The sequence below is a fragment of the Streptomyces sp. HUAS 31 genome, from assembly GCF_028198125.1.
Classification (GTDB): Bacteria; Actinomycetota; Actinomycetes; order Streptomycetales; family Streptomycetaceae; genus Streptomyces; species Streptomyces chartreusis.
Map to the genome: position 1 here is coordinate 5,090,591 of NZ_CP116353.1, position 19,428 is coordinate 5,110,018.

Consider the following 19,428-nt stretch of genomic DNA (forward strand, 5'->3'; position numbering starts at 1 on the left):
CCCGCGTGCATGCCCGGTCTCAGCCGAGAGCGGGGTAGTCGGTGTAACCGCGGTGGTCGCCGCCGAAGGAGGTCGCGCGGTCAGGGGTGTTGAAGGGGCCGCCGGCGCCCAGCCGGGCGGGCAGATCGGGGTTGGCGAGGAAGAGGCCGCCGTAGGCGATCAGATCGGCGGTGCCGTCCTCGACGAGGGCGAGCGCATCGGGTCCGGTGGGCTCCATGCCGGTGAAGGGGTTGCGGATGAAGGTCCCCGGCCACGCCTTGCGCAGCCGCACCATCAGGTCGCGCACCTCGGGTGCCTCCATCTGGTGCAGATGGACGAGGCCCAGCGGGGCGAGTGCGTCGACCAGGGCCTGAGCGATGCCGGCGGTGTCAGGGTGCGCGTCAGGGCGCGTCAGGGCGCGTCAGGGCTACGGGAGAAAGCCGTGTCGCCGGCCGTGGCCACGATCGCGTCCTTGACGAGCAGGACTCCAGGCGGAGTGCCCTGCGCCTTGTCCCCGGGATCGTCCAGCGCGGATGTGCGCCAGACCTCCGCCCCGGTACGGGCGTCCAGGGCCAGCAGACGGCCGAAGCGGTTGGAGAAGTAGACCCGTTCGTAGGTCTCCGAGAACGCCGGCGCGGACAGGCTCTCCATGTCCGTCGACTTGTGCCAGAGCTGCTTGCCGCTGGTCGCCGACACCGCGGTGATCGAACCGTTGGCCCGCACGAAGTGGACGACGCCGTCCACGAGGGTGGCCGCACCGGTCAGCGGGCGGACCAGCGGCGTGCGTCTGATCTGCCCCGTTTCAGGGTTCACCCGCAGCAGCGCGTTGTACGGCCGTTCGTAGCCGGATTCATAGACGTCCTTCGCGGTCTGGGGGGCGAGGAACAGGGGCTGCCCGTCGACGGCACCGAGCGCTTGCGCCTTCTTCGGCAGTGTGGCGATCTCGGTCAGGCTGCCGCGGCCGAGTCTCATCAGGTCGACAGGGGCCTGGCCGGGCTCGGTGGCGGCAGTGCACAGGGCGTAGGGCGTGCCTCCGAGCACCGACGGGGTGCAGTACTCGTCCAGCGACGGCGCCTGCCACAGCTCCTTGCCGGACCGCCCGTAGGCGACGAACGACGAGTGGTCGGAAGACAGGGTCAGCAGTCCGCCGTCGTACAGGATGGCGTCCTCGGACTTGCTGATGTCGCGTTGCCACCGCCGCTGCCCGGTTTCGGCGTCGAGGGCCACCACTCGCCTGATCGAGTCGTCCGGATCCTCGTACACGTAGACCAGCCCGTCGCGTACGCCGATCGGCTGCACCCCTTGCGGGCGGGTCCCGGTGCGCCACAGGGTGCGGCCGGAGGCCGTGTCGATCCTGGCGACCGTGAAGCCCGTCCCGCCGCAGAACAAGGCGTTCCCGCCCGTCACGCAGCCGAGGGTCTGGTAGTCGAGCGGGACACCCTTCGCGTCGTGGCGCAGGGCCGTGCGCCACGGCCGCCAGCCGTCGGGCAGTGACGCGCGGCGCTCGGGGGACGCGGCCGTGGTGGTCGTGTCGTCGCCGGACACGAATGCAGCCGCACCGACGCTCAGCCCCGTGACGGCCAGCGCGACGGCGAGCGCGGCGAGCAGCACCCGGGGGCGGCGTGCCCTGCCGGTGCGGGTCGCGGCGCTCGCGGCTGCGGTGGCCGTGCCCCAAGAGGCGGGCCGGGGACGGGGTTTCGCGGAGTCCGTGGTCCTCGGGGGCGCGACGGCGTCGGATTCCGGCAGCGCCCGGAGCACGCCGTGCAGATCCGCCAACTCCGGCCGCGCGGACGGGTCCTTGTCGAGGCAGCGCTCGACGACGGCGAGGAGCGGTCCGGGTACCCCGTCGAGGTCCGGGGGCTCGTGCAGGACCTGATAGCCGGTCATGTAGGGGCTGTCGGAGTCGAACGGCCCCGTGCCGACGGCCGCGAACACCAGCAGCGACCCCAGCGAGAACACGTCCGAGGCCGGGGTGACCTCGCGCGGGGAGGCCAGCTGTTCCGGCGACATGAAGGGCGGGGTGCCGATGATGCGCCCGGTCACGGTGAGGCTCTGGTTGTCGGAGGCCCGGGATATGCCGAAGTCGATGACGCGGGGCCCGTCCTCGGTCATCAGGACGTTGCCCGGCTTGAGGTCCCGGTGCACCAGGCCCGCCCGGTGGATGTCGCGCAGCGCCTCGGTGAGGCCCAGCCCCAGCGTGCGCAGTTCCCGCAGGTTCAGCGGGCCGTCCTTCTCGACGACCTCGGCGAGGGTGGGCCCCGGCACGTACAGCGTCGCCATCCACGGCCGGTCGGCGTCCGGATCGGCGTCCACGACGGGCGCGGTGAACGCGCCGCTCACTCTGCGCGCGGCGGCGATCTCCTGCCGGAAGCGCGTCCGGAACTCCTCCTCCTGGGCATACGACTCGCGTACCAGCTTGACCGCGACCTGCCGCCCCGAGGCGGAGACTCCCAGATAGACGACACCCATGCCGCCCGCCCCGAGCCGGCCGAGCAGGGTGTACCCGCCTATGGACTCCGGGTCCCCGGTGCTCAGGGGCGTCATCGCCGATCATCCTTCCCAGCGTCGGCCTGCCTCACGGGGATCAGCGTAGGGCCTGCCGTCCCGGAGACGGAGGGGCACCTGCCGTGCATCGGTGTCCGTGTCCCTCCGCCTTCGCCGCTCGGGTCAGGCCGACGCCGGCGCCGCCTTCCTGACGTGCAGCACATGGCCGTCCAGCGGCAGCGGCGCCCGGTCCACCAGGGCGAGTCCGGCGTCGGCGAACAGCCTGCCGTAGTGGTCGGCCTGCCGTTCGCGCCCGCCGACGTTGCACATCATGTGCAGGTCCCAGGCGGTGGCCAGCGATACCGAACCGTCCGAGGGAAGCACTCGCTCGACGACCAGCAGATCGGCGTGGCCCGGCATCGCGCGGGCGCAGTGGCGCAGGATCTCGCGGCAGCGCTCGTCGTCCCAGTCGTGCAGGACGCGCGACAGGACGTAGACGTCACCGCCCGCGGGCACGTCCGCGAAGTCACCGGCCAGGAAGGCGCATCGAGTGCCGTGGCCGGCCTCCTCCAGCCGGTGGCGGGCGGCCTCGACCGCGTGCGGGCGCTCCAGCAGGATCCCGTTCAGGCGCGGGTGCGCGGCGAGGACACGGCCGAGGAGTTCCCCGTTGCCGCCCGCGACGTCGACCACGGTGGCCCCGCCGGGTGCCTTGGCCGCCGCGGTGAGCACCGGGTGGGTGGGGACCGGGTCGAACATGGCGGACCCGGCCGCCATGGACTGGTCGAAGAGTTCCGCGAGTCGGGGGTCACGGGCGAAGTGGTCGAAGTGGTTCTCGCCGAAGAGGTGCTCGAAGGCGACCTGCCCCGTGCGCACGGTGTGCCCGAGCCCCGCGAAGGACTGGTAGAACGGGCCGCCGTACATCAGCGCCAGCGCCCGCATCGACCCCGGGGCGTCCGCGCGCAGCAGTGCGCCCGGCGCGGTGAGCCGGAACCCGTCGCGGCCCTCCGTCACCGCGCCCAGCATCACGAGATAACGCAGCAGGGTCGCCAGGTTCCGCGGCTTCGCGCCGACCTCCCGCGCCAGGTCCTCGACGCCGATCCCTCGCTCGCTGTCCAGGGCGTCGGGCACCCGCAGCTGCGCGAACGCGGCCAGCGCCTGCGTCGTCCACGCCCCGGTCAGCAGGCGAAGGAGCGTTTCGGCGGGTTGCCGTGCGCGATGCTCGTCGAGGTGGGCGGAGAGTACGTCGCGGTGGTCGCCTGGGACGTACAACTCCACGCGCCGGTAACCGACCTTGGCCTCGTCGGGTGCCGCGAAGTAGAAGACCGTGCCGTTCTCGTGCGGGTTGTAGCCGCCGCCGTCCGGGCGGGCCCCGTAGCGCGCGAAGGTCGCGCACAAGCCACGCAGCACCAGCGGGTCGGGCACCGGCACCTCGAAGGCGACGTGCGCCTCGTGCTGATGCTCCCGCTCGTGCGCGGCGATCGAGTCCAGGTCCGACCCCGGCGGCACGGTCAGCGCGAACACCTCGACCATGCGCTGCGCCCCGTCCGCGCCGGCCACGGCGGGGCGCAGGATACGGACGTCCAGTTCGTCGGCCCGTCGCCGATGACGCTCGGCCAGCCGCCCGCGTACGACGACGCTCGGCTGCGCCGGCAGGGCCGCGGGAAGCCCGCAGTCGGCGAGCATGGCGTCCAACTCCGCCTCGTCCGACGGAAGGACGAGCAGCGCGGCATGGGAGAAGCGGCAGTGCTCCACGAGCGTCCGCAGCTCCGGACCGTCGAGTCCGGGCAGCAGCAGCGGGAGCAGCGTGGCGGTGTCCTGCTCCTTGACGAAGTCGACCGTCGCGAGCAGGCGGGACGTGTCGCCCGACAACGTCGTGATCATTGCGGGGATCCTCATTCGGGTGTGCGGATGACGCAGGGGTGGGGAGAGAAGTGGGACGGGCGGAAAGTGGGGCCGGACCTCAGACGCCGACGTAGTGCTCGGCGAACCAGTCCTGCCGGCTGCGCGAAGTACGCAGCGAAGTGATGCGGGAGCGCCGCAGCGAGTTGTGGAACGACGCCGTGCCGTCGGAGCCGGACGGGCCGTGCAGCAGCCCGATCATCCAGTGCGAGAACTCCTGCGCACGCCAGATGTACGACAGACACTGCGCCGAGTAGGCGTCGAGGCCCTCGGAGTCGTCGTGGACGAGGGCGTCGATCAGGGCGCGGGCGAGGATCGACGCCTCCAGGACCGCGAGGTTGGCGCCCTTCGCCGCGGACGGGCTGATGAGGCCGGCGGCGTCGCCCACCAGGAACAGCGAGCCGTGCCGCAGCGGTTCGAGCACGTCGGACTCCAGGTCTACGACGGCTCGCTGCATGACACGGCCGCGGTGCAGCGGGCCGTACTGGGCTGTCCGCATCCGCAGCTCCAGTTCGTCCCAGATCCGCTCCTCGGACCAGGCGTCGGCCGGCGTGCCGCGCTCGCACTGGAGGTAGTAGCGGGTGACCTCGCTGGTCCGCGCCATGTGCCCGGCGAAGCCCCGCTCGTGCACGGCGTACCCGACGGCGTCCAGACTGGGCGGCGCCTCGGCGAGCAGCCCGAGCCAGGTCACGCCGTGGTCGCAGTGCTGCCGGCGCACGGAGCCGGCCGGCAGCGAACGCCGGGCGACGCCGTGCCGCCCGTCGCAACCGGCCACGTACCGTGCCCGCCACTCGCCGGGCCGCCCGTCCGCCTCGCGCACGGTCACGGAGGGCCGATCGGTGTCGGCGTCACGGACGGCCACGGCCTCGGCACCGAATTCGACCTGCCCGCCGGCGGCCAGGAACCGCGTCAACAGGTCGGTGACCAGCAGCTGTTGGGGATAGACGGTGTGCCGCTCACCGCGCCCGAGCGTGCTGTAGTCCAGCCGGAACCGCCCGTCCTCGGTACGGAACTCGCAGGTGCTGTGCGACTGTCCGTGCCGGTGCAGCCCCTCGGCGAGCCCGTGCCGCTCCAGGATCCGCACGGTGCCGGCGGCCAGGAACCCGGCGCGCGCCCGCGTCTGGATGTGCGCGCGCTCGGCCCGCTCCAGGATCACGCAGTCGATCCCACTGTCCTGGAGAACATTCCCCAGCACGAGCCCGGCCGGTCCGGCCCCGAGGATGACCACATCGGATGCACTCCGGGTCTGCCTGTCTGTCACGAAACGGGATAATAGGTCGCGTCAAGTGGCCTACCGTACCGAAATCACCTGATCGGGGAGGGTCGTGGCAGTGCGGTGGGGCGTGAGGGCGGGGGAGCGCGCTGCGGGAAGCGCCGCAACTCGTGAACGGACGGGAGTCTGAACCGAGTTCGCGTCAGGACAGGACCTGCACCGCGTAGAGGAGGCCGACCCCCGTGCCGAGCCCTCCCGGCAGGGGTCGTAGCGCGGTCTCGGCAGGCGCGGTTGCGGATGGGTGCCCAGGGCGGCCGGGCCATCACGGCGACGGGCAGGCCCAGGCCGACCAGGATCGGGCCCGAAGTCGAGCCGCCGCCGATGCCGTAGATCCCGCCGACCACGCCCACGACGTGGTGAGCGGCCCGGTCGGGCCGCCGTTCCCGGCGTACCGGATCAGTGCGCCGGGGCCGGCCACCACGTTGCAGAGGCTCAGTACCCGCGAGGAGTGTGCCGTCCATCGGCCGGGGCGTCCATCGGCAGCCCGGGTCAGCTCCGGCAGCCGCACCCCGAGTCGGCCTTGGCCTCCGCCACCGTGGTGGAGGGGTCGGTGGCTCGTTCGTCCGACGTGCAGCAGGCGGTGACACCGCAGCAGGCGTCCGTGGCCGCGGCCGAGTCGCCGGGGTCATCCTCGACGGAGGGCTTGACCGCGCGGACGATGGCGGAATGCATGCCGTCGGCGACGGGGTGGGTCGGTGTGATCTCGACCCCGGTGAACCCGGCGGCCTCCAGCCCTGCCCGGTACTCGGCGAAGGACAGCGCGCCGGCGATGCAGCCGACGTAGTCGCCGCGTTCGGCGCGCTGTTCGGAGGTGAGGGCGTCGTCGGCGACGACGTCGGAAACGCCGATACGGCCGCCCGGCTTGAGCACGCGGAAGGTCTCGGCGAAGACGGCGGCCTTGTCCACGGACAGGTTGATGACGCAGTTGGAGATGACGACGTCGATGGTGCTCGCGGGCAGCGGGACGGCCTCGATGGTGCCCTTGAGGAACTCCACGTTGGTGGCACCGGCCCGCGCGGCGTTGGCCAGGGCGAGGGCGAGCATCTCGTCGGTCATGTCGAGCCCGTACGCCTTGCCGGTGGGGCCGACGCGGCGGGCGGAGAGCAGTACGTCGATGCCGCCGCCGGAGCCGAGGTCGAGGACGCGCTCGCCCTCGCGGAGCTCGGCGACGGCGGTCGGGTTGCCGCAGCCGAGGGAGGCGGCGAGGGCCTCGGCGGGCAGCGCGTCGCGCTCGTGGGCGGCGTACAGGGTGGAGCCGAAGTTCTCGTCGACCTCGACGGGCTGCGGCCCGCAACAGTCGGTGCCGCCCTCGGTGACCTTCACGGCTGCGGCGGCATAGCGCTGCCGGACGGTTTCACGCAGGTCGGTGGTCTGCTCGCTCATAGCGTCGCTCCTTGGAGAGACGGGGCACGGTGGCGCCCCGAACGGCCTGTATTGAAGTTCGTTGATGCAACCTTGCGCCTTGTATCGAAGGATGTCAACATAGAGAAATGTCGAAACAACAGCTCGAGGTGCTCGGCCAGGACGGCGGCTGCTGCGCCGGAGTGTCCGAGGCCCCTCTCGACGACGAGCGGGCGGCCGAACTCGCCAAGGTCTTCAAGGCCCTGGGCGACCCGGTCCGACTGCGCCTGCTGTCGATGATCGCCTCGCGAGGAGAAGGCGGCGAGGTGTGCGTCTGCGAGCTCACACCGGCCTTCGACCTCTCCCAGCCGACGATCTCCCACCACCTCAAGCTCCTGCGCCAGGCGGGCCTGATCGACTGCGAGCGGCGGGGCACGTGGGTCTACTACTGGGTCCTGCCGCCCGCTCTCGACCGGCTCGCGGCGTTCCTCACGACCCCGACTGCGGCCGAGGCGCCGGCGCGAGCGGGTCTCCGGGCCGCGGAGGCTCTCGGGTGAGCGCATCCCAGGGCCGCGAAGACCCTCATGTGACCGCATCCCTGGGCCGCGAAGACCCTGACGTGACCGCATCCCTGGGCCGCGAAGGCCCTGAGGTGACCGCATCCCTGGGCCGCCGTGCCTTGGCTGAGGCCGTCGGTTCGGCGGCGCTCGTCGCGGTGGTGGTCGGTTCCGGCATCCAGGCCACCGAGTTGTCGCAGGACGTCGGCGTGCAGCTGCTCGCCAACTCGCTGGCCACGGTCTTCGGCCTGGGCGTGCTCATCCTCCTCCTCGGCCCTGTCTCCGGCGCGCACTTCAACCCCGTCGTCACCCTCGCGGCGTGGTTCACCGGCCGTCGTGCGGGCGAGGGACCAACCGCCCGTGATGCGGCCGCGTACGTCCCCGCCCAGATCGGGGGCGCGGTGGCGGGCGCGATGCTGGCCGACGCCATGTTCGGCAAGCCCCTGGTGCAGTGGTCGACACACGACCGCTCGGCCGGCCACCTCCTGCTGGGCGAGATGGTGGCCACCGCCGGCCTCGTCCTCCTGATCTTCGGCCTGCCCCGCGCGGGCCGCGCCCACTTCACCCCGATCGCGGTGGCGTCGTACATCGGGGCGGCGTACTGGTTCACGTCCTCCACGTCTTTCGCGAACCCGGCGGTGACGATCGGCCGGACCGTCACGAACACATTCGCAGGCATCGCGCCCAGCTCGGCGGCCCCGTTCATAGCGGCGCAGGTGGTGGGCGCCGCAGCCGGACTGGCGCTCGCGGCGGCTCTCTTCGGCCGCCCGACTCCAGTGCGGGCCGATTCCCGGACCTCAGCACAGGCAGACGCCGAGGCCGTTCACGACAGCTCCGATCTCCCCGCGCCCACCCTCCCCTGACTTCGACCCTGACCCACTTCAGGAAGACGCCACCATGAGCAGCAGCCCCGCCGCGGACCGCCCGGCCCCCGCCCGCCCCTCCGTCCTCTTCGTCTGCGTCCACAACGCCGGCCGCTCCCAGATGGCCGCCGCCTTCCTGACCCACCTGGCGGGCGACGCCGTGGAGGTCCGCTCGGCCGGCTCGGCCCCGGCCGAGACGGTCAACCCGGCCGTCGTCGAGGCAATGACCGAATCAGGCATCGACATCTCCACCGAGACCCCGAAGATCCTCACCACCGAGGCCGTCCACTCATCGGACGTGGTCATCACCATGGGCTGCGGCGACACCTGCCCCGTCTTCCCCGGCAAGACCTACCTGGACTGGAAGTTGGACGATCCGGCAGGCCAGGGCGTCGACGCCGTACGCCCGATCCGCGACGAGATCGAGAACCGCGTGAGGGGGCTGCTCGCCGACCTGGGTCTGACAGCGCGCTGACCAAGACGTGATCTCGTAGGGGGCGGCCGGCTTGGAGTCGTTCCCCCTTGGCATCGGCTTGGTCGGGAACGAAGAGATTTGAGTACGACTTGTCCGGTCGGTGGTGGCCTTGTGCGGTCACTTCGACGCCCTCAGCCGGGGACGGGAAGTGCTCTGCGTGGGACCGGCAAATCAGGCACAGGGAGGCGGCGGCCCGGAAACCGCGCCATGGCTCTGACCGGCACGGATGGCCGGGCGATGAACGGCGGACGGAGCCGGGTCCCACCGGACTCCTTTGATTGTCTCGGCCGGACGGCGAGTCCGGCCTGACGCACGGGTGCACACCCAATTGACGAGGCACGCACCCGACGGTTCCCCGACCGCATCGGGACGTACCCACGTTTGGCCGATGACCGGATGCGGGAGCTCGGTGAGTTGTACGCGCACCCTTGTCGAGCGAGCCGGCCCGACGTCTGCACAGGCGCCTGCTGGGAGACCGCACCGACGCACTCGGCGTCACTCTGGTCGACCGCGGTGACGTTGAGACCTACCGGGTGCTGCCGGCCTGGGGTTGGAGCTGTCTGTCGGCCGAGTACGGCAAAGCCTCCCGTTTCGCTCCACGCCGCCTCCTGGTGCTCCGCTGAGGGCGGTGGGCATGCCGCGCCCACCGCAAGTGGTGCGCCACACGCTGCCGTATCCCTGTCACCGTCCGGCGGCTGCCAGCAGCCGGGCGGCTGTATGGGCGGGTTCCCCGGGCGGGACGACCAGGAGTACCCAGTGCTCCGCGGTGTCGCAGTCCAGGGTGATCGTGCGCGCCTCGTCGGCCGATCCGGTGCGCTCCACTGTGATCACGCGGCCGGGTGCCATGACCGTTTGTGGTGCGTCGGGCCATTGGGCGGCGTCCACGGTGACGCGTACGGCCGTGCCTCGATCCAGCTCCAACGAGGCGACGAGCGAGGGAAGCTCCAGCTCCAGCGCGTCGCAGCGAGGCCACCAGGCTCCGTCCAACAGGCCGTGGCTGACGCCCTGGTTGAGGGTCAGGCGGGGCAGAGGCATGCGATAGGTGTGCGCGTCGTCCGCCGACGCGGCCTCGGCCGGGGTACGGCTGGGTTTCATCGTGCGGTCCCGTCCCGGGAGCCGATGCCGGCTGCCCGTCGCGTCATTCGCCGGGAACGGCATCGCCGGGCGCGTTGCGCGAGAAGCCCTCGGTTTGTCCAGGCTACTCCCGGTCTGAGAGTGCCGCCCGGGAGCCCGTGACGTCGCGTGCGCACCATCAGGCCCCGCCAAGTCGCCCTCCGGTGTGAGGAGGGCACCCTCGCGTTGCCTGATGGCAGCTCGTCCGGCACGTTGGCTGAACCGGAGAGGCCTGGACCGGGCCAGTCCCCAGGGGACGTTGCTGAACCGGCCTTGCACACCAAGTCCCCTGCCTGGCCGAGAGCACACTTTCTGGGCGCGGTTCTCTCAGATCTTTCTGATTCTGCCGCGCGAGCCGTGTGCGGGGCGGATCACCGGCGGCCGGGTGTACCGGTGATCATGACCGATGGGCGTTCGGTCACCGGCCTTCCAGGCGATGGTCGTCGACGGCCCCCGGCTCGGTCGGGCGGGCTCGGCCCGCGCTCGTGTCGATGAGGATCTGCACGGCCTGCTTGGGGTTGTCGGCACTGACTGCTTCGGCTATCGCGGCCCGTGCCGCGTCGGGAGGCGTGTCCGGCGGTACCACGAGCAGGGAGAAGTAGTCCTGGTCTCCGCGGGTCACGAGCGCGGTGTCGTCGCCCTCGGAGAAGGAGTCGATGTGCACGACACGGTGGTCGACGGTCATCCGCGTCGGCATCTCGTCCCAGGCCCCGGTGTCCAGGCCGATCCGGGTGACCGGCCCGAGGCGCTCGGTCAGTGCGCTGATCAGGCCGGGCAGTTCGGTGGCGAGATGCCTCGAACGAGGCCACCACGCACCGTCGAGAATGCCTTGGCGGTCGTGGGTGGTGGTGAGCCGCAGGAGAGCCGTTCCGGGGCGCACCGACTCGTGTACGCCGTCCGTCAGGAGCCTTTCGGGATGCGAGGTAGGGGAGTCCGACATCGCGCTCACCTGCCCTTTCGCGTGGGCCGAGCCGTCGGCTCGCGGTGCCGACGGTGGCCGAGCGGCTGTCCGGAGGAGAGTGTCCTGCGCCCTGACTCTCCTGCTGTTCACGCTACTCCTGCCGGTCTCGGCCGCGGTCGTCCACTGCCGCGGTCATGAGCGGCTCGGCTTCTTCGGCGGTGGTGTCGGGTGGCACGACCAGCAGGTCCCAGCGGCCGTGGCCGGGGGCGAGCAGGACGACGGTGTCCGGCGCGTGCGGTGCGACGGCCCTGCGCAGCCGTACGACCTGGTTGCAGACGAACATGCGGCCGGGTGCCGCGGACCAGGCCCCCGAGTTCACCGTGACACTGGCGATGTGTCCCCAGCCGCGCGGCAGCGCCGCGAGCAACGGGGGAAGCTCCGCCAGGAGATCGTAGGAGTGGGGCCACCACGCGCCGTCGAGGCGGCGGGGCAGGGTGCTGTCGGGGGCAAGGCGCAGCCGGAGGAGGGGATGAGCGGGCGGCGCGGGCGGGCCTGTGGTGATCATGAGTTTCCTTCGGTGGGCGGACTTGCTCCGCGGGCGATCCCCGCCGGGCACGGCGGGCGGTGCGGCGGTCCGAGGTGGGCGTGCTCCGCGGCCCGCACCGGCCGAGGTGTGCGAGGACGCGGATCGTGGTGGGCCGACGGGGTCGGCCCGGCCGGGTGCCCGGAAGCCGGGACTTGGCGGCGAACAGAAAGGGTCGCCCGCCTGCGGCAGGTGTCAGACGGTGCCGCGTACGGATCGAGGGCGTCGAGGGCGGGCAGCGGAGGCTGTCATGGTGCGGCACCTGTCCCGGGCGTCGAGCCGCCCCGGGTGTCGTCGTGCGCCGGGAGCGAAACCGGTCCGGTCACCGGTATGCGGTGGGCCCTCGGTCATTTCACCCTACCGGGTGTGGAGCGAGAAGGCGGTCACGGACCGTAACAGTTGTTGAAGAAGGAAAGGCCGGCCGAAGGGTACGACGGTGCACCGCCCTCGCTTTCCCACTGCTCCACCTGCTCCTGCTCCCAGCCGGTGCCGTCCTGGTCGTGCCGGCTCTGTTCGGCCGCGACGAGCGCGCCCGCCGTGAGGCTGAGCGCGGGGTCGGCCGCTGCCGTCATCAGCCGTGCGGCCGAGGCCGCACCCGTCCCGGGCGGGACGACCAGCAGGTCCCAGCGGCCGACACCGTGGGAATAGAGCCGGATCGTGTACGGGTCGAACCTGGACGCGAACCACGCGGCCCTCACCGTGTGACCGGTGGCAGGCGGCGCGCAGGGCGTCTCCGGCCAGGTGCCGCTGCGCACGGCGGAACTTGTCACTCTCCCCCGCAGTGCGTCGAACGCGTCGGTGAGCATGGGCAGTTCGGCCATCAGATCTCGGGAACGGGGCCACCAGGCACCGCACACGGGGCCGGGCGGAAATGTCGGCGGACGCAGCGTGAGCCGGGCGGGCAAGGAGGGGGAAGAGTGTTCCCGCTCGCGGGTCGCACGGTCATCGGCGTGCGATTCCATGTCGCGGTCCTGTCCCCGGATCGCCTTGCGACGGACCGGTGCCGTGGTGCGCCAGGAACGACGCCGACGCGGCGCGGGCGTACGGGGAACTCCCGGTGCCCGACACGCTACTCCGCCCCGGCGTTCCCGGACCGGACGGCGGACGCCGCGTCCGAGTATGGCGGAAAGCGGGCCTTCCCCCGGGGGTTCCCACCCTGGGGGAAGCGGGCCTAGGCTGTCGCCGTCCGGCCGTGGACCAGGAGTCCGGCGGAACGTACACCGTTCCGGCAGTCCATGTGCCGGTTGCTCCCCGGCATACCGGGCAAGGACCGATTCGCCGCCACCGCAAGACAGTTGGCCCTGGCTTTCCTCGCCCTCCGGCAGCCGGCTTCGGTCACCTTCGCCTCCCCTCGTCGCGAGATCCGCGCGGTGACCTCCCGTCTGCCGTCGTGGGTCCGATGTGGGGCACAAGGCTCCCGACCGCGCGCCCGAGAAGGGGGGAGCGGCCGCCAAGGGAGCCTCGGGCGGCCGCCGTCGGGGCCGGACGACCGGCGGCGGCCGTCGGAACAGGCACAGGTGACGAGGATGACAGCCGCGGGAAGGGCCGTTCCCGCACCGGTGAGAACACGAGGCGGGGCGGCGGGAGCCCCCCCCCACGGTCCTCCGTCCGAGGGGCGGGCCGACGGGGAAGGACCCGTCGGCCCGGCATGATCCGTTCCGGGTACGTCCGCCGTACGCTCGCGAGCTGCGGAGCCGCCGGCGTCCGCGGGCCCGGGCGTAGGCTGAAGGCACCGAGGGTTCCTCGCGCGTCGGCGCCACACCGGCGCCGTTCTCGGCGAGCGACGACGCCGGGCCGGACCCGTCCGGACTCGGGGCAGGGTCCTTCCTCATGACTGTGAACGTGCCGGCCCGGCCGACGACCGCGGACCCGGATCCGGCGCCGAGCGCCGTTCTGAACCCGACGCCTCCGGAAGAGACCGCCCCGCCCAGGGGCCGTAAGGGCCCGTCGCCCCTGGCGGGCGAACGCCTCCGCGCGCTGACCCGCCTCCAGGTGGAGGACCATATGCCGGAACTCGGCGACCTCTTCGCGCAGACCTCCGGCGGCGAGCCATGGGCGTGGAACTGGGCCCGCTCCGCCTTCCTGGAGCGGCTCGCGACCGACGTACGGCGACCGGGATTCGCCCTGCTGACAGCGGAGACCACGCTCTCGTCCGGTACCACGCTGCTGACGGGATGCGCCCACGGCTTCCCCGTCAGCAGCGACGGGCCCTGGTGGCAGGGCCTGGACGGATACCTGCCGCGCGGCCTGCTCCGTGTCGCCGCGTCGGGGAGGCTCTTCGCGATCTCCGAGATCCTCGTCGGGCACCGGGTGCGCACACAGAACCAGAGCCGCGACTGGAATCTCGCCCGGCGCCTGCAGAGACGGCTGCTGGCCGACCACGCCGCCGCGCTCGGCGTCATGCTGGTGAAACGCACCGATATTCGGACGATCAAGGCGCTGCGGTCCTGGGGATGGCAGTACGCCCTGGCGGACGTGGCGGACGCACGGGGGAGGCCCCTCTTCGCTCCTCCCAACCGAATTCTGGTCCTGCGGTGAGGGTGAAGTCGACCGGGGGGGGGGGCGAGCGGCAGAGAGCATCTGTGTCGGCGACGGCAGGATTTCCGGCAGGACGACTAGAGTTCTTGTAAGGGGACCCGCTCCCCTGGTGCGGGCCGCGACTTCGGCGGCCCGCGGGAAGGCGCAGATGCCCTCGCAGGACCGGCCGCATGCCGCCGACCGGCTCGACGACGACAACCACCCGGCGTACACCATGGGCCGTGCCGCCGAGGTGATCGGTGCGACGCCAGGCTTCCTCCGGGCCCTCGGAGAGACGGGGTTGATCACCCCGACCAGGTCGGAGGGTGGCCACCGCCGCTACTCGCGTCATCAGTTGCGACTCGCCGCCCGGGCCCGCGAGATGGTCGATCAGGGAACGCCGATCGAGGCGGCCTGCCGGATCATCGGCCTTGAGGACCGGCTGGAGGAGGCCCTGCGCGCCAACGCGGAATTGAGCCGTCCGGAAGAGCGGGCGGACAGCGGCGGCGCGTAAAAAATGTGCCGCCGCCGGAGCAGGAATTCAATCAGCTTCGCAAGAGTCTTTTCCATGCATCCGGCAGATGGTTTTCCGACGGTTTCCACTCATCTTTTTTGCAATGCATTTCGTGCTATTCTGAAAGTGAATTGCAGTTGTGGTTGCCGTTTTCCGGATTCTCGGGCGGGTGATCATCGCGGCGATGAGGGGCCCGCGAGGTGCGGGTCTCCAGCACTGTCCCAGGAGAATTGACATGACCACCGGCACTGTTAAGTGGTTCAACGCGGAAAAGGGCTTCGGCTTCATCGCGCAGGACGGCGGCGGCGCCGACGTCTTCGCCCACTACTCGAACATCGCCGCCCAGGGCTTCCGTGAGCTGCAGGAAGGCCAGAAGGTCTCGTTCGACCTCGCGCAGGGCCAGAAGGGCCCGCAGGCCGAGAACATCGTTCCCGCCTGACACCCGCGAACGACGCGTCGAGCGCATGCGAAGGGGCCCGCACCTTGGGTGCGGGCCCCTTCCCTTTCCGGCAACGGATCCCCCGAAGGCACCCGCCGCTGAATCACCCACCCCCGACTTCTGGTGAGGCACCATGCGCTGCGTGATCGCCCGATATCCCTTCGACCTCTTCAAGGCCGATGTCGAGACATCGATGGAACGCGTCCGGCCCGAGCCCGTCACAGGGGTCGGCGTCGTCATCGAGGGCCGCGTGTTTCCGGTCAAGCAGGTGGGTGAGGTGATCACAGGCCAGGACCGCCGTGACTTCACCACCGGTGAGGTGACCAGGGCGCTGACCCGCCTCGGCTTCGCCTGCCGTGCCGCGCCCCCGCAGTCCCCGCCCGCCGCCGGCCCGTTGTACGGACGGCGTCTCCTGTGGGGCGGCTGACCGACCTGGAATTCGCCGGGTCACAGCGCCGGCATGCGCACGGCGAGCAGAGCCACGTCGTCGGTGCTGCCGGGCGGCATACGGGCGAGCAGCTGGTCGCACAGTGTGTCCAGCGGTGCGTCGGCGAGCGCGAGGGCGTGCCGGCGCAGCTGGTCCAGGCCGGTGTTGAGGTCGCTGCCGGGACTCTCGATCAGGCCGTCGGTGTAGAGCAGCAGGGTGGCACCCGGCGGCAGTGACTGCGTGGCGTTCGGCCGGCCCGCGCCGGTGCCCAGGGGGACGGGGGCGCCGAGGACCAGTCCCTGTCCGGCTTCGAGGTACCGCGCGTCTCCGCCGGGGGTCAGCAGGAGGGGCGGCGGATGTCCGGCGCTGGTCCACCGCAGGGTCCACGGTCCGGTGTGCGGGTGGCCTTCGACCCGAGCGAGGACGAGCGTGGCCATGGGAACCGTGGTGATGGCGGGCATGGCGTCGTCGAGGCGGTCGACGACGACGCCGGGCGGTCCGGTGTGGTCCCAGGCCAGGGACCGCAGGATGCCGTGCAGTTGGGCCATCCCGGCGGCCGCGGTCAGGTCGTGGCCCACGACGTCGCCGATGACCAGCGCGAGCGTGCCGTCCTTCAGCTCGAAGGCGTCGTACCAGTCACCGCCGACCTGGGAGCCGGCCGGGGCGGGCTGATAGCGGGCGGCCAGCCGCAGACGGCCGGGCTGGGGCAGCGGAGCCAGCAGGTTGCGCTGCATGGCCTCGGCGACGGCGCGCTGGCGGCCGAACCGCCGTGCGTTGTCGATGACCAGACCGACCCGGCGGCCGACGTCGCTCACCACCGCCAGGTCTTCGGTGTCGAAGGGGTGCGCCGGGTCGGTGCGCACCAGCGTCAGGGCGCCGGTGATCTGCTCCCTGGTGCCCAGCGGCACCGTGATGGCGGACGTCGCGTGCACCGTCCGCAGGAAGTCGCCGTGGACGGCGGCCAGGGGAGAGCCGGGCGGTGCGGCCGTCTCCGCCTCGTCCCGCTCTCCCAGCAGCACGGGATCACCTCCGGCGAGCACCTGGACCAGAGGTGAGCGGTCTGCCTCGCTCGTCCCGGGAAGGCGCTCGCGCCCACCCTCCAGCGCGGCGACCCGGCCCGCGGGTCCGGTCACCGCCATCCGGTGGACCTGCCCGGAACGGGTCCGGAGATCCACCGCCGCCCAGTCGGCCAGGCGGGGAACCAGCAGGCCGCACAACCGGGCGAGGGCCTCGTCGGTCTCCAGGGTCTGCCCCAGTACGTCGGTGATCTCCGCGACCAGAGTCAGCCGCTCGTTGAGGTCCTCCAGAGCACTCGTATAGGCCGCACGTTCCCGGCGCGCGCTGCGGTCGGCCGTGATGTCGGTGAACAGCACGGCCATGCCCTTGAAGGAGCCGCCGTCCGTCAGGGGAGAAGCGGACCAGGAGATCGTGACCAGACGACCGTCACCCCGCAGATAGCGGTCCCCCTCCCCGCGCGCGGCGACCCCCTCGGTCAGCGACTGGAGCAGCGGGCACCGCTCTCGCAGGAGCGTGCCGCCGTTCGTGTCCCGGTGCAGCAGCTCGTGCGCGTCCTGCCCCCGCGTCGCAGCGGCGGTTCGCCCCAGCAGCCGTTCGGCGGCCGGGTTGACGGCGAGGATCCGTCCGGCCGGATCCACCACCATCAGGGCTGTGCTCAACTGCTCGACGACCTGTTGCCAGAAACCCGACTCGGCCGCCGCCGGCCGCGATCGCTCCTCACCTCTCGCACCGGGCTCCGCATCCTCCACCATGCCGCCCTCCAGTCATGGCGGCCTCCCACCGAAGACCGCGGGCGCGTCAGCATCAGGGGCTCTGACACATCCCTGATCCGATGGTCTCCTGACAGGAACCCGCTCGCATGGCCGGAACGAGAACCCGGTCGCCCGCCTCCGCCGCGCCGCCCGCCTGCGCGTTTCCCCGGGTGGTGCAACGGCCCCGGCGTCGGCGTGCCCCGGTCAGCCCTGGTCCTCCTCCTCGGCCTCCATGAGCCGTATTCCCTGATGCGTCAGCATGACCGTGGCGGGTGTGTCTCCGTGGGCCCAGCGGACCGTGACAAGTCCTTCCTCCACCAGATAGGTGCAGGCCGCGGTCAGATCCTGCTCGGGGATCGCCAGATCGTCACGGAGCTTGGCCCCGGAGGCGTCAGGGAGGCCGCTGCCCTCCATGCCCTCGTACAGGGTCTTCATGATTGCTTCGCGGTACGTTTTCCGCTCATGCAGTGTTGCCATGGTCGCCGCCACTCGTGCCAAGCTCAGAACCCGTCGCCCCAGGCAAGGAGCAGGCCACAGGTCACCGACTGACTCCCGGAATTCACTTTACTCCCGGCCTTGCCATGAGGACCTGCCCACGAGCGGCTCACGAACCGTGCCCCCGACCAGCGGTTTCGTCAGGGTCTGCCTATGTCGGCACGGTGCCGGAAGACCGGGTCATCGCATGCCGGAATTCCGGCCGCCCCCGGGACCTCACAACCCCACAGCGTGCGGCTGCTGCCGGCCGTGTGACGAGAGGGTGCCGTCGACACCGTCCTTGCCGGCGCTCACCCTGCTTCCACGGCGGGCCCGTTCCGCCGTCATGAGCTCGGTCGCGGTCACCGGCGGGCCGGTGTCCGCGCTCGCGGTGGCCATCAGCCGGGCGGCCGAGGGGGCGTCGGTCTCCGGGGGGATCACCAGGAGGTCCCAGCGGCCCGCCGTGTAGGACAGCAGAACGATCCCGTGCGGATCCAGCTCAGAGGTGAACCAACCGACCTTCACCACATGGCCGTTGACGAGGATTCTGGGCGGGAGGATCGGCCAGTGGCGGGGGTTGACCGCGATACGGGTGATCCGTCCCCACAGCGGATCCAGCACGTCCGCCAAGGCGGAGAGTTCGCTCGGCAGGTCACGTGAACGGGGCCACCAGGCACCGTCCAGTTCGGTGAGCCCTGCGGAAGGGGCCTTCGACCGCAGCGCGAGGCGTGCGGTCGGGACGCGGAAGGGAACGGCCCGCAGCGGGGGATGAGAGGTGGTCGCGGACATGGTGCAAACCTGTCTCCGGACTCCCGCACGGGGGCAGCGGCCCGGTGTTGTCGCGCACCGGGAACGACGCCGGCATCGGAGCCGATGTACGAAATACTCCCGATGGGTTCACGCTACTCCCCGAAGGAGCCGAGCGGACCGGACAGTGCGCGCAGGAAATTGTTCCTCGGCAGTCGTCGGTCGGCCCTTTCTTCTGTCTGGCGAATACCTGCTCGTTCGGACCGCTGCCTCTGGGACGAGAGTCCCCGGCAGGGGCGCACGGGACCGTTTCTCCGTCGGCCGTCCGATCCGTTGGGCATTTCCGAGGAGTATCCTTAAATCACCGAGGATATTTCGTGCACCGGCTTCCAGGCTCGTGTCGTTTTCGGCGATCGAATACGCCGGGCCGGTTGCGGCCGGCCCGGGGCAGGGTTCGCGTCATGACTGCGACCATTCCCCTCCCGCCGACAGCCGAAGCCGATGACCATTCGTTGTCCTCGTCCTCTCTCCGTCTGTCGCTGGCTCCCGCCGGTCCCGCACCGGCTCTGCTGGACGGCGCATGGTGGCCCCGCTCCGGCGATCTCGGGGCCGAACTCCCCTCCCTGGCCGCCGTACTGGATCCGTTGTGGGGGCGGATCACCCGGGTCACGGTTAATCCCACCCACTGGCCGGTCGTTCCCCGCAAGGTGCCTGTCGCCGGGCACATCGTGAAGGTGGGCTGGTTCCTGTCCGAGCAGGACCCGCACGAATTGCTCCTGCTCTCCTACCGCACGGGCCGCTGGAACCTCCTGGTGGTCCCGCCGCAGACGACCCCTGTCTCGGCCGCCTGGCTGATGGCCGCCGCGAGCGACCCGCTGGGCACGTCGACCGCGAGCGGGCTGATGGAGGAGGCGGCGCGCCGTCGGACGCTGTACGAGGCCGACCGGACCGTGGAAGCGGTCTGGGACTCCGAAGGAGGCCATGAGGCACGCGATCCCGCCGCACGTCCCAGGATCCCGGGCATGGCCGCCCCGACGGCACATCAGCCGATGGGGAGGTGAGGACCGTGGAGA

At 71.4% G+C, this 19,428-nt stretch carries 19 protein-coding genes and 1 pseudogene; 8 read left to right on the forward strand and 12 right to left on the reverse strand.

Annotated features, from left to right (window positions below; translation table 11 throughout):
- Positions 1 to 19 precede the first annotated feature (19 nt).
- The 5 genes and pseudogenes from PGH47_RS22660 to arsM form a co-directional block, all read right to left on the reverse strand.
- Positions 20 to 349 (reverse strand): annotated as a pseudogene (locus PGH47_RS22660) (alkene reductase); the annotation flags it as partial.
- 41 nt (positions 350 to 390) lie between these two features.
- Positions 391 to 2,523, reverse strand: coding sequence for a protein kinase domain-containing protein (locus PGH47_RS22665; RefSeq protein ID WP_271664965.1), 2,133 nt, complete (start codon positions 2,521 to 2,523; stop codon positions 391 to 393).
- Positions 2,524 to 2,646: 123 nt separating this feature from the next.
- Entirely contained in the window at positions 2,647 to 4,344 is a 1,698-nt protein-coding gene (locus PGH47_RS22670; RefSeq protein ID WP_271664966.1) for a methyltransferase, read from the reverse strand.
- A gap of 79 nt (positions 4,345 to 4,423) precedes the next feature.
- Positions 4,424 to 5,590 carry a 4-hydroxybenzoate 3-monooxygenase gene (locus PGH47_RS22675; protein WP_443048617.1) on the reverse strand — a complete coding sequence of 389 codons (1,167 nt, stop codon included), beginning with the start codon at positions 5,588 to 5,590 and terminating at the stop codon, positions 4,424 to 4,426.
- Positions 5,591 to 6,124: 534 nt separating this feature from the next.
- On the reverse strand, positions 6,125 to 7,018 hold the full coding sequence (gene arsM, locus PGH47_RS22680) for an arsenite methyltransferase (protein ID WP_271664968.1): 894 nt from the start codon (positions 7,016 to 7,018) through the stop codon (positions 6,125 to 6,127).
- A 107-nt stretch (positions 7,019 to 7,125) separates the two neighbouring features.
- Here arsM and PGH47_RS22685 point away from each other — a divergent pair, with 107 nt between their 5' ends.
- From PGH47_RS22685 to PGH47_RS22695, 3 genes are all read left to right on the forward strand, one after another.
- Positions 7,126 to 7,533: an ArsR/SmtB family transcription factor gene (locus PGH47_RS22685; RefSeq protein ID WP_271664969.1), complete on the forward strand. Its 408-nt coding sequence runs from the start codon at positions 7,126 to 7,128 to the stop codon at positions 7,531 to 7,533.
- Positions 7,534 to 7,628: 95 nt separating this feature from the next.
- The gene (locus PGH47_RS22690; RefSeq protein ID WP_271664970.1) at positions 7,629 to 8,396 is read left to right on the forward strand and encodes an aquaporin; all 768 of its coding nucleotides are present in this window, start codon (positions 7,629 to 7,631) and stop codon (positions 8,394 to 8,396) included.
- A 34-nt stretch (positions 8,397 to 8,430) separates the two neighbouring features.
- A complete protein-coding gene (locus tag PGH47_RS22695; protein ID WP_271664971.1) occupies positions 8,431 to 8,871 on the forward strand; it encodes an arsenate reductase ArsC in 441 nt (146 codons plus the stop codon).
- 681 nt (positions 8,872 to 9,552) lie between these two features.
- On the opposite strand, the gene PGH47_RS22700 is transcribed toward PGH47_RS22695, so the two are convergent.
- The 4 genes from PGH47_RS22700 to PGH47_RS43280 all read right to left on the reverse strand — a co-directional run bounded on the left by PGH47_RS22700 (position 9,553) and on the right by PGH47_RS43280 (position 12,430).
- A complete protein-coding gene (locus tag PGH47_RS22700; protein ID WP_271664972.1) occupies positions 9,553 to 9,966 on the reverse strand; it encodes a DUF5994 family protein in 414 nt (137 codons plus the stop codon).
- A gap of 436 nt (positions 9,967 to 10,402) precedes the next feature.
- Positions 10,403 to 10,924, reverse strand: coding sequence for a DUF5994 family protein (locus tag PGH47_RS22705; RefSeq protein WP_271664973.1), 522 nt, complete (start codon positions 10,922 to 10,924; stop codon positions 10,403 to 10,405).
- A 112-nt stretch (positions 10,925 to 11,036) separates the two neighbouring features.
- Positions 11,037 to 11,450, reverse strand: coding sequence for a DUF5994 family protein (locus PGH47_RS22710; RefSeq protein ID WP_271664974.1), 414 nt, complete (start codon positions 11,448 to 11,450; stop codon positions 11,037 to 11,039).
- Between the two features lie 401 nt (positions 11,451 to 11,851).
- Positions 11,852 to 12,430, reverse strand: coding sequence for a DUF5994 family protein (locus tag PGH47_RS43280; RefSeq protein ID WP_271664975.1), 579 nt, complete (start codon positions 12,428 to 12,430; stop codon positions 11,852 to 11,854).
- Positions 12,431 to 13,298: 868 nt separating this feature from the next.
- On the opposite strand from PGH47_RS43280, the gene PGH47_RS22720 reads away from it, so the two are divergent.
- The 4 genes from PGH47_RS22720 to PGH47_RS22735 all read left to right on the forward strand — a co-directional run bounded on the left by PGH47_RS22720 (position 13,299) and on the right by PGH47_RS22735 (position 15,365).
- The gene (locus PGH47_RS22720) at positions 13,299 to 14,006 is read left to right on the forward strand and encodes a hypothetical protein (protein ID WP_271664976.1); all 708 of its coding nucleotides are present in this window, start codon (positions 13,299 to 13,301) and stop codon (positions 14,004 to 14,006) included.
- Between the two features lie 148 nt (positions 14,007 to 14,154).
- Positions 14,155 to 14,499, forward strand: a complete 345-nt coding sequence (locus PGH47_RS22725) for a MerR family transcriptional regulator (protein ID WP_107905309.1) — start codon at positions 14,155 to 14,157, stop codon at positions 14,497 to 14,499.
- A 235-nt stretch (positions 14,500 to 14,734) separates the two neighbouring features.
- Complete coding sequence (locus PGH47_RS22730; protein ID WP_107904783.1) at positions 14,735 to 14,938, forward strand: cold-shock protein; 204 nt, start codon at positions 14,735 to 14,737, stop codon at positions 14,936 to 14,938.
- A 133-nt stretch (positions 14,939 to 15,071) separates the two neighbouring features.
- Positions 15,072 to 15,365 carry an SCO5918 family protein gene (locus PGH47_RS22735; RefSeq protein WP_107904782.1) on the forward strand — a complete coding sequence of 98 codons (294 nt, stop codon included), beginning with the start codon at positions 15,072 to 15,074 and terminating at the stop codon, positions 15,363 to 15,365.
- Between the two features lie 20 nt (positions 15,366 to 15,385).
- On the opposite strand, the gene PGH47_RS22740 is transcribed toward PGH47_RS22735, so the two are convergent.
- From PGH47_RS22740 to PGH47_RS22750, 3 genes are all read right to left on the reverse strand, one after another.
- On the reverse strand, positions 15,386 to 17,134 hold the full coding sequence (locus PGH47_RS22740; RefSeq protein WP_271664977.1) for a SpoIIE family protein phosphatase: 1,749 nt from the start codon (positions 17,132 to 17,134) through the stop codon (positions 15,386 to 15,388).
- Between the two features lie 204 nt (positions 17,135 to 17,338).
- Complete coding sequence (locus PGH47_RS22745; RefSeq protein WP_271664978.1) at positions 17,339 to 17,611, reverse strand: hypothetical protein; 273 nt, start codon at positions 17,609 to 17,611, stop codon at positions 17,339 to 17,341.
- Positions 17,612 to 17,845: 234 nt separating this feature from the next.
- Positions 17,846 to 18,397 carry a DUF5994 family protein gene (locus tag PGH47_RS22750; RefSeq protein WP_271664979.1) on the reverse strand — a complete coding sequence of 184 codons (552 nt, stop codon included), beginning with the start codon at positions 18,395 to 18,397 and terminating at the stop codon, positions 17,846 to 17,848.
- Positions 18,398 to 18,816: 419 nt separating this feature from the next.
- On the opposite strand from PGH47_RS22750, the gene PGH47_RS22755 reads away from it, so the two are divergent.
- The gene (locus PGH47_RS22755) at positions 18,817 to 19,416 is read left to right on the forward strand and encodes a DUF5994 family protein (RefSeq protein WP_271664980.1); all 600 of its coding nucleotides are present in this window, start codon (positions 18,817 to 18,819) and stop codon (positions 19,414 to 19,416) included.
- The last annotated feature ends 12 nt before the right edge of the window (positions 19,417 to 19,428 follow it).

What these genes read in the sequence shown, in the direction of transcription:
- PGH47_RS22665 (WP_271664965.1), bottom strand. Translation starts at nt 2,523, where the DNA reads ATGACGCCCCTGAGCACCGGGGACCCGGAGTCCATAGGCGGGTACACC.
- PGH47_RS22670 (WP_271664966.1), bottom strand. Translation starts at nt 4,344, where the DNA reads ATGATCACGACGTTGTCGGGCGACACGTCCCGCCTGCTCGCGACGGTC.
- arsM (WP_271664968.1), bottom strand. Translation starts at nt 7,018, where the DNA reads ATGAGCGAGCAGACCACCGACCTGCGTGAAACCGTCCGGCAGCGCTAT.
- PGH47_RS22685 (WP_271664969.1), top strand. Translation starts at nt 7,126, where the DNA reads ATGTCGAAACAACAGCTCGAGGTGCTCGGCCAGGACGGCGGCTGCTGC.
- PGH47_RS22695 (WP_271664971.1), top strand. Translation starts at nt 8,431, where the DNA reads ATGAGCAGCAGCCCCGCCGCGGACCGCCCGGCCCCCGCCCGCCCCTCC.
- PGH47_RS22700 (WP_271664972.1), bottom strand. Translation starts at nt 9,966, where the DNA reads ATGAAACCCAGCCGTACCCCGGCCGAGGCCGCGTCGGCGGACGACGCG.
- PGH47_RS22705 (WP_271664973.1), bottom strand. Translation starts at nt 10,924, where the DNA reads ATGTCGGACTCCCCTACCTCGCATCCCGAAAGGCTCCTGACGGACGGC.
- PGH47_RS22710 (WP_271664974.1), bottom strand. Translation starts at nt 11,450, where the DNA reads ATGATCACCACAGGCCCGCCCGCGCCGCCCGCTCATCCCCTCCTCCGG.
- PGH47_RS43280 (WP_271664975.1), bottom strand. Translation starts at nt 12,430, where the DNA reads ATGGAATCGCACGCCGATGACCGTGCGACCCGCGAGCGGGAACACTCT.
- PGH47_RS22720 (WP_271664976.1), top strand. Translation starts at nt 13,299, where the DNA reads ATGACTGTGAACGTGCCGGCCCGGCCGACGACCGCGGACCCGGATCCG.
- PGH47_RS22725 (WP_107905309.1), top strand. Translation starts at nt 14,155, where the DNA reads ATGCCCTCGCAGGACCGGCCGCATGCCGCCGACCGGCTCGACGACGAC.
- PGH47_RS22730 (WP_107904783.1), top strand. Translation starts at nt 14,735, where the DNA reads ATGACCACCGGCACTGTTAAGTGGTTCAACGCGGAAAAGGGCTTCGGC.
- PGH47_RS22735 (WP_107904782.1), top strand. Translation starts at nt 15,072, where the DNA reads ATGCGCTGCGTGATCGCCCGATATCCCTTCGACCTCTTCAAGGCCGAT.
- PGH47_RS22740 (WP_271664977.1), bottom strand. Translation starts at nt 17,134, where the DNA reads ATGGTGGAGGATGCGGAGCCCGGTGCGAGAGGTGAGGAGCGATCGCGG.
- PGH47_RS22745 (WP_271664978.1), bottom strand. Translation starts at nt 17,611, where the DNA reads ATGGCAACACTGCATGAGCGGAAAACGTACCGCGAAGCAATCATGAAG.
- PGH47_RS22750 (WP_271664979.1), bottom strand. Translation starts at nt 18,397, where the DNA reads ATGTCCGCGACCACCTCTCATCCCCCGCTGCGGGCCGTTCCCTTCCGC.
- PGH47_RS22755 (WP_271664980.1), top strand. Translation starts at nt 18,817, where the DNA reads ATGACTGCGACCATTCCCCTCCCGCCGACAGCCGAAGCCGATGACCAT.